Annotated in this window: 6 protein-coding genes and 1 pseudogene; 4 read left to right on the forward strand and 3 right to left on the reverse strand. The window is 36.8% G+C overall.

Annotated features, from left to right (window positions below; all coding sequences use genetic code 11):
• Positions 1-390: 390 nt before the first annotated feature.
• On the reverse strand, positions 391-675 hold the full coding sequence (locus tag H5116_RS19820; protein WP_002962289.1) for a hypothetical protein: 285 nt from the start codon (positions 673-675) through the stop codon (positions 391-393).
• Between the two features lie 129 nt (positions 676-804).
• On the reverse strand, positions 805-1,197 hold the full coding sequence (locus H5116_RS19825) for a hypothetical protein (RefSeq protein WP_010558040.1): 393 nt from the start codon (positions 1,195-1,197) through the stop codon (positions 805-807).
• Positions 1,198-1,764: 567 nt separating this feature from the next.
• On the opposite strand from H5116_RS19825, the gene H5116_RS19830 reads away from it, so the two are divergent.
• Positions 1,765-1,968 (forward strand): hypothetical protein, encoded by a 204-nt coding sequence (locus H5116_RS19830; protein ID WP_002962287.1) that lies wholly within the window; start codon positions 1,765-1,767, stop codon positions 1,966-1,968.
• 77 nt (positions 1,969-2,045) lie between these two features.
• Here the strand turns inward: H5116_RS19830 and H5116_RS19835 are convergent, their stop codons facing one another.
• Positions 2,046-3,707, reverse strand: a complete 1,662-nt coding sequence (locus H5116_RS19835) for a recombinase family protein (protein WP_002962286.1) — start codon at positions 3,705-3,707, stop codon at positions 2,046-2,048.
• A gap of 67 nt (positions 3,708-3,774) precedes the next feature.
• On the opposite strand from H5116_RS19835, the pseudogene H5116_RS19840 reads away from it, so the two are divergent.
• The 3 genes and pseudogenes from H5116_RS19840 to H5116_RS19850 all read left to right on the forward strand — a co-directional run.
• A pseudogene (locus H5116_RS19840) lies at positions 3,775-4,023 on the forward strand (endonuclease III); the annotation flags it as partial.
• Between the two features lie 176 nt (positions 4,024-4,199).
• A complete protein-coding gene (locus H5116_RS19845; protein WP_002962239.1) occupies positions 4,200-5,009 on the forward strand; it encodes a toll/interleukin-1 receptor domain-containing protein in 810 nt (269 codons plus the stop codon).
• A 439-nt stretch (positions 5,010-5,448) separates the two neighbouring features.
• Complete coding sequence (locus H5116_RS19850) at positions 5,449-7,359, forward strand: aminotransferase class V-fold PLP-dependent enzyme (RefSeq protein ID WP_033021837.1); 1,911 nt, start codon at positions 5,449-5,451, stop codon at positions 7,357-7,359.
• Positions 7,360-7,534 lie beyond the last annotated feature (175 nt).

Here is a 7,534-nt window from a genome sequence, read left to right on the forward strand (position 1 = left end):
TTTTTTTATTTTTTATTTTTTATTTTTTTACCCCGCCACTATCATTTGTAAGAAAACTACTGAGTGAACTGACTTACTGAAATACGCAAAAGGGAGATAGACATAAATCTACCTCCCTTGTGCATTTGACCTATGGCCTTGCCAAACATGATTACAATGACCTCGCTTTTGAGGCATCGTAACGAAACCCTGTATTTGCGCAGGACCCCCTCCCAGGTTTGATACTCAGTAACTGAGTAAAATGCCCTATTAAACGCTATTGCAGTTAGGGCAACGAATCAGCAAATAATGATTCAGGCATATTTTGGGAGATATGATTAGGCTGTTATTTTGATTTTGAAAATAACCATTATGACCTCAGTTTCAATCGTTAATTTTTTCAATTAGACCCTAGGGATAAACATCATCCTCGAAGTCACACGGCAGCTCCACACGCTCTACTGGGTGGCTAATTAGGCTGTGCATGAGCTCATAAGCAAGTTTTCGCATAGCAAACTCATTTAGTGTTTTATTCGCTGTAATTTCAGGGCCAATAACCTCCCACAGCTCATCTAAATTCGCATTATCACTGCGTAATTCTAATAAGTTTATCTGGTGGTCATTAGCGGTGATTACTCGGCTAAATGAGTGTAATAAATTTAAAAAATCCAATGTTGATACGTATGTATGTTTCATTTTTTCACTATCCTTGTGTGTTTTGTTATCAAAATCGATAACGTATTAGTAAATAAAATCAGGCATGGGTATTTAAAACGGTTTACGAAAAATATTTTTAAAAAAGCGAACAAATGTTCGCTTAGGGGGTTATGCATTGTCGATAATATCGACCCAATCACTTTCTGTTGCTGCAAAAAATGTAGTTGGCGTTTGCATAAATATTTGCTGGAACTCTTCAGAGAACAGCTCACAAAACTGTGTTATTTGCTCTATGTAGATAAGTAAAAAAAGCGTCATGTCGTGCCCTTCTAAATACCTATTCTCAAAACTTGGATTTTTTTCCAACATACTATTTGAAATACTAATGCCAAGTATTTTTCCAACGCTATCTCTATGTAAATAGATGTAATTATTGAAATTTAACTCTAATGTTTGTTCATTAACTACATCTGCTAACAATAAAATTGTAGAGCAGTCATCCCACGGAGATCTACTGGCTCGAACGTATTGGCGAATAAATTGAGATTTAATATTTTTCATGATTTGTCCTCGTTAATTGTCCTGAAATTAACTAGGGCCATGCAATGGGTAAAAGTGAAGAATTGCGTTTTGTTGGTTTAATTTGCAAAAATAATAAAAATCATTAATGTTGGAATATCACTGTACAACCTTGAGGATGAATAATATGGCGGAATATATTTGGTTATTACCTGCGACCGTATTAACAATAGTTTTAGTCGTGGTTATTAAAAAGTCCAGAAAGTAAACCTATATTTTAAGTGCTTAGACAATTCAGCGTGAAGAGTAACTTGAGCCTACCTATCAGTAATAAGTATTGAACAATTAATAAACCAACTTCAATAATTTCCTGATAAATATACAAAACACATTACTTAATTCTCTATTTATCTAAAAAATTTTTTGTGTTTTTCTCTGAATTTTAATCAAGATGCAATCTAACTCCCCATTTAGCGGAGGGATTCAGAAAAATATCCAAAACATCCCTAAATTTTGAAAAATTTTGAAAATAGTTATCATAGTACTGTTAGTTTGATTAATTAAGCCTTCAAGCTAACCAATTCTTTTATTAATAACTTAAAGGTTTCTATGCAAATTATTTCTTCTAATAATAATGGACTGCAAATGCAAAAAGGATATGCGCTAGCGATAATAACCAATAAAGGTAAGATTATTCAGTCAGGTATGGTTGTTGAGTTAATGGTCTTTGAAGCAATGCTAGATCATATTATTAAAACCTTTTGTGCCAGGTTTACAAGTATTGATCCTAATTATTTTAAAGAACCTAAATAACTAAGCCCTTCAACTAAATAATATTGAATATGGCCTGTTGCAAGGGTAAACTTGCGTCAGGCCACTTCGTAATTACGTCAAAAGTCATAACCACTAACTAGCTCACCAGTATGTTTATGCAGACGCAACAAACGCTTCTTATCATTATGAAATTCCAGTAAAAGCTCAAAGTAGTCAGCATTTGAGGCACCTAATAGGTGCTCAAAAACATTATTGAGGCCACCTTTATCGCCGCTAAATGTATTTAGCTGTAAACTGATGCTTTTAAAAGTATCTTTAACTAGCTGGCGAATAGCTAAACGTTCGTCATTGGAAAGTTTTACAAGGTTTTTAGTAAGCGATAACCAGCGGTCTGTTACTTCATCACGAAAAGAGTGGTCAATTTTAGCAAGCTTGTTTTTACTGGTATCTATTTGGGTTTGAATGTCACGCGCTTGTGTTTCAAGGGCTGATATTTTATTAGCTATCGCCTGTGGTGGCGTGCCCTCAAGTATTAAAAGCGTTTCTGTAAGTGAGTTTATATCGTCATTAATTTTTTCAAGCTGCGCAACCAGTGCTGATTCTTCAGTATTAATTAATTCGCGGTCGCTGCCCCCTAGCAATATACGTTGCAGGTTTACTTTATCCTGGCAAAACTTAACAACAGCACTTTCAACCATTTCAATTTGCACTGTAGAACTCATTGTACAGTTATTATTGCGCCTAGCTTCAACACAACCATAGCGCTTATGGCTACTTTTTACTTCATCAATACACTTTTTACGATAAACAACATGCGAACCGACCGATTTACCACAACAACCACATTTAAATACACCAACGCCCGATAAAATCCCCACAAACTTTTGTGTGTGTTTCGTAGCACCTCGTTTAGATGAATCTGCGACTAAAAAATCAAACTCAACTTTACTCATTAATGGCGGGTAATAACCTTCAAGAACGTAATCAGCATCGCCTACTTTTACATTCAGCTCACCAATTAACGAACGGCGCTTTACCTCTTTATAAACATTAGCCCCAGTGTGGTGAACAGTACCCGCACCAAACTCTGCATTAATAAGCTCAGCTATTTTTATACCGCCGTGCCCTTTTTTAAATAATTCAAGCTTACGCAGCATAATAGCTTTATTGTGCGGATCGAAGTCGAATAACTTTTTATCATCATTCCACACTACCCAGCTAGGCGGCTTACCACACTTAACCCTAAAACCACGTTTGCCGGCTAACCAATCATCACATTGCTTAGTCAACGCAGAACGAACCCGCAGAGATTTAGTTTCACTTTCCTCATTGGCCCGTATCAACACCAGGATAATATAAACCAAATCCATCGGATTCTTTTTAATGGTTTCTTTATTATACTCTTTACGGTCAGCCGCCGTGATCACCGTAATATCAGCATTAATAATTTGTGCAATAATGCCCTGACTTTCAAGCGGCGCAGCACGAGAAATGCGGTCCAAACTTTCAAGCACTAAAATAGAACCCGCCGGTACCTTACCCTGCTCTACCGCCGCTAAAAATATACCCAAAGCGCCCCGGGTAATATTGGTTTTATGAAACGCACTTAACCCCATATCACGCATTGATAATGAGTCATCAAGCTCAAGCCCTTTTTCCTTAGCAACCTCTTTAGCAAAACTAAGCTGCCGATTTAAAGACTGCCCCTTAGCCTGTTCGATTGTAGAAAAGCGTATATAACTATAGAGTAATGGTTTTAAAGTAGTATGCTTATTCATGTTTTTGATTCACCTCTGTTGTTATATACAGTGTAAATCAATACAATATAAGTATCTACTATTATTATCCTTTTGCTGGCCTGTAATAGCCGTAGATACACATATATTTCGTGTATCCAACCGTACCAAGCTTGCCATGGGTAAAGATGTTGTCGCTGTAGAACAAAAGCTTGAAAAAGTAGTACCAAAAGAATTTAAAGTAGACGTTCACCATTGGCTAATACTACACGGGCGCTACACCTGCGTAGCGCGTAAACCCAAGTGTGGCAGCTGTATTGTTGAAGACTTGTGTGAATTTAAAGATAAAACAGAGTAACTACAGGCAGCCTTGAGCGATTACCGGCCATTGAGGTTGGTTAAATACAATGGAAAACTGTGATAGTAATATCTAAAGTTATTTGTTAAAACTATATAGATTATAAAGGCGAGCTTTACATCCGCTCAGATGTGCCCTTCGAACACTAAGAAATGTTAAGCATTTAAGGAATAAATTTGAAACATCCCAAATATAAAGGTGTTAACTTTCTAGATGCAGAAATACGAAAACTTGAACAAAATGTAATTACTAGAGAGATAGAGTTCGAGTGGGCAGTAAAAAAATTAAAAAATGCAGATCCTTATGACGATATACATAAATTAAGGAAGGCCTTAAAAAGTAAAGAAAAGTCTGTTATTAAAGCTAGACGACAAGTTAAGTCAAAAATAGCTCAAAAAACCAGAAAGTTAGCTGAGCGAAATAAAGAAAAATTTGGTGGTAAAGTTCAAAAAAGAAAGAATATTGCACTTAATCAATCATTAAATGAAGAATTAAAAATTCAGGGAAACATATTGTCTCAATTAAAAAATATGCCGATCAGTTTTGCTAAGGATTTAACTAAGCAAGATGGTAAAGCAAGCGACTTATTTATTTCACACGCCTCTGAAGATAAAGCTGATTTTGTGAAATCATTAGCAGATGAGCTCATAAAACAGGGAGTTTCAGTTTGGTATGATGAATACGCACTAAGAATTGGTGATAGTTTAAGGAAGTCCATTGATAAAGGCCTTTCTCAATCTAGGTTTGGTTTAATTATTTTATCTAAAAGTTTTTTCGAAAAAAACTGGACACAATATGAACTAAATGGATTAGTCGCAAAAGAGATGGAGGGTGAAAAAGTCATTCTTCCTATTTGGCATAATATTAGTAAAGATGAGATTATGAAGTTGAGTCCTACGCTTGTGGATAAGTTTGCTCTTAATTCAGCAACTAATACGGTATATGAAATTGCAGAAAAAGTTGCAGATGCCGTAAACAACGCGTGAAAGCTAATTAATTAGAAAATCCCTAAGAGAGAATAAGAGCAAATTTTGGCTCATGAATCTCATTATCGAACGTCTGCAACTGGCACTCTCCAGCCACTCGACAACATAAAATGCTGATAATAATTGGTAAGGTATTTTACTGTGTCGGATGGCGTTTCGCTTATTCGACCTACACTGGCACAAAACTGCCCATCAAATAAGTATGATTTTTATACTTTAGTGGTATAAAACTTAAAGGGAGGTATATTGTCGTTGATAATAATCAAAATCTTTATGCTTACGATGCAAACAGAAAACACATGAATTTCATTGCGCCTCTTATTTGTAGTAGCCAATGAAATAGAATAATTATTAGAACATTATCAAAGTATTAATTTCACAAGTTACACTCCTTTGGTTATGCTAGTGAGCATTATAAAATTATATTGCGAAACCCTCTATGCTACCTCTACTTCGTATCTTGATAATTGAGCAAGACCCAGCCACTTTACAAGGGCTTTCAACGAACCTATCAAAGACCATTCCTAACTTTGAGCGAGACGATATTCATATCGATATTATTGAATGCCTCGAGCTTAAACACGCGCTGGAATGTGTAGAGGAAGATGGTGATATTCAAGCCGTGGTTCTAAGCTGGGATATGCACAACAAAGTGGGTGAGCGGATGTATAGCCGCTTTATCGAGGATTTAAAGGCAATTCGTCTTGAGTTACCGGTTTATGTTATTGGCGACGACACTAAAGGGCTGGAAATCGTTAACGAATCAGAAGAAATCGAATCATTCTTTTTTAAAGATGAAGTGATTTCTGACCCAGAAGCTATTTTAGGCTATATGATCAACGATTTTGACGACCGCTCTGAAACGCCATTTTGGACGGCGTATCGTCGTTACGTTGGTGAAGCAAACGACTCTTGGCATACACCGGGTCATAGTGGGGGTTCTAGCTTTAGAAACTCACCTTACATTAAAGATTTTTATCAGTTTTACGGCCGCAATGTATTTGTTGGCGACCTGTCGGTTTCGGTAGACTCGCTAGGTTCATTATCAGACAGCACTAATACTATTGGTCGCGCCCAAGAATCAGCCGCGGCGACGTTTGAAGTTAAACACACCTACTTTGTTACAAATGGTTCATCCACCTCAAATAAAATCATCTTGCAGACACTGCTGCGCAAGGGAGATAAAGTAATTGTCGACCGTAATTGCCATAAGTCAGTACACTATGGCATCTTGCAATCAGCCAGTTACCCTATTTATTTGGCGAGTATCTTAAACCCAAAATATGGCATTTTCGCGCCACCATCGTTGGCCGACATCAAGTTAGCAATTGAAAACAATACTGATGCTAAATTACTAGTGCTTACCGGTTGTACTTACGATGGCTTACTTAGCGACCTAAAACAAGTCGTAGATTATGCTCATCAATATGGTATTAAGGTATTTATAGATGAAGCTTGGTTTGCATACTCTTTGTTTCATCCTAGCTTTCGTCATTATTCTGCGATACATGCAGGGGCTGACTACATTACGCATTCGGCGCATAAAGTAGTATCGGCGTTTTCTCAAGCGTCTTATATTCATATTAACGACCCCGATTTTGATGCCGATTTCTTTCGAGAGATTTATAGTATCTACGCTAGTACATCGCCTAAATATCAGCTTATTGCATCGCTTGACGTGTGCCAAAAGCAATTAGAGATGGAAGGCTATAAGCTGCTCAATGCGCTGCTAAATCATGTTGAGGAGTTTAAACAACAGATGGCCTCGCTTAAGCAAATTAAAGTATTAGCTAAGCAAGACTTTATGGAAATATTCCCGCATTTTAGTGGTGATAATATGGGCCACGACCCATTAAAGATCCTTATTGATATTAGTGAGCTACCTTACTCATTAAAAGATATTCATAAATATCTACTGGATGAAATTGGGCTAGAGATAGAAAAATACACACACAGCACCATTTTGGTTTTACTGACGCTTGGCGGCACACGCTCAAAAATAATTCGTTTGTACAATGCATTGAAAAAGCTAGACAGCGGTAAAGTAAAACTATCGAAATCGACGCGTAGAGCTCGCTTACCTGAAAATTTACCAGCCATAGACTTGGCGTGTATTCCAAGCGATGCTTTTTATGGCGACCGCGAATCTGTGCCTATTAGCAAAAGTAACAACCGTATTTGTGCAGGTTTAGTTACTCCATACCCACCGGGCATTCCGCTTTTAGTCCCAGGCCAGCATATCACTGATGATCATGTTGAATATTTGCAAGAGTTGGCAAGCCAAGGACTGACGATACAAGGCAGTTTCGATGGTGAAATTTATGTTCTTAAGGGTAAGGTTAAGAAGTAACGGTATTGGTTTAATACTATCTCGATAATAATACCAACCTGCTTATATACGGGGTCTATTTAACGTTAAGAAAATTACGCTAGAACTAGGCAAAAATTTTTGTATCTAGTTGTTCTAAATAAAAAATTTTTAACGACGTTATAGTGCAATTTAATTCGTTAAATTGATCAAAGAT

Origin of the sequence: Pseudoalteromonas sp. SG45-2, from assembly GCF_014164115.1 — a bacterium.
Taxonomy (GTDB): Bacteria; Pseudomonadota; Gammaproteobacteria; order Enterobacterales; family Alteromonadaceae; genus Pseudoalteromonas; species Pseudoalteromonas distincta.